A 691-nucleotide genomic window follows, 5' to 3' on the forward strand; every position below is an offset into this window, starting at 1 on the left:
CTCCGACATCGGCCTCGTCGGGTACGAGATGGCACTCCTCGTCGACCGCGCCGGCACCGTCCTGACCCCCGCACTGCGCGCCGAACTCCAGGGCAGTCTCCTGCACTGAGCAGATGTCACCATCCACCTCCACGCCGGGTCCGGCCCGACCGGGCCCGGCGTCCCCACCCTCAGTCAGCGGCCCCCGGGCCCCTGGCACCGCCTCAGCTGAGCATCGTCCCAGCTGGAACCGGCTGCGGACGGCTGCAGCGCAAGGAGGACCCAGATGACCCCGCCCCCGACACCCGCCGGCTCGTACGGCTCCGGGTACGGCAGCGGCTACGGTGGCCAGTCCGACGGCTACGAGCAGCAGCCACTGGTCCGTCCGTACGCGATGACCGGCGGCCGCACCCGGCCCCGGTACCAGCTGGCGATCGAGGCGCTGATCTCGACCACACCGTCCGCCGAGCGCACCGGAGGGCTGCTCCCCGAGCACGCCCGGATCGTCGGCCTGTGCCGCGAGGTCAAGTCCGTCGCGGAGATCTCCGCACTTGCCGGCGTGCCGCTGGGGGTGGCCCGTATCCTCGTGGCCGACCTCGCCGAGGCCGGTCTTGTCGCCATCCACCAGCCCGCCGCCGCGGGCGAGTCGGGCGGAACGCCCGACGTCACGCTGCTCGAAAGGGTCCTCAGTGGACTTCGCAAGCTCTAACGC

The 691-nt window shown here is 72.5% G+C and carries 1 protein-coding gene and 1 pseudogene; both read left to right on the forward strand.

What is annotated here, in order from left to right; all coding sequences use genetic code 11:
* A pseudogene (locus tag IE329_RS40040) lies at window positions 1-109 on the forward strand (roadblock/LC7 domain-containing protein); the annotation flags it as partial.
* A 156-nt stretch (window positions 110-265) separates the two neighbouring features.
* Window positions 266-688 (forward strand): DUF742 domain-containing protein, encoded by a 423-nt coding sequence (locus IE329_RS40045; protein WP_073926032.1) that lies wholly within the window; start codon window positions 266-268, stop codon window positions 686-688.
* Window positions 689-691 lie beyond the last annotated feature (3 nt).

The organism is Kitasatospora indigofera (assembly GCF_014655955.1).
In the GTDB taxonomy this organism is placed as follows: Bacteria; Actinomycetota; Actinomycetes; order Streptomycetales; family Streptomycetaceae; genus Kitasatospora; species Kitasatospora indigofera.

What these genes read in the sequence shown, in the direction of transcription:
- IE329_RS40045 (WP_073926032.1), top strand. Translation starts at nt 266, where the DNA reads ATGACCCCGCCCCCGACACCCGCCGGCTCGTACGGCTCCGGGTACGGC.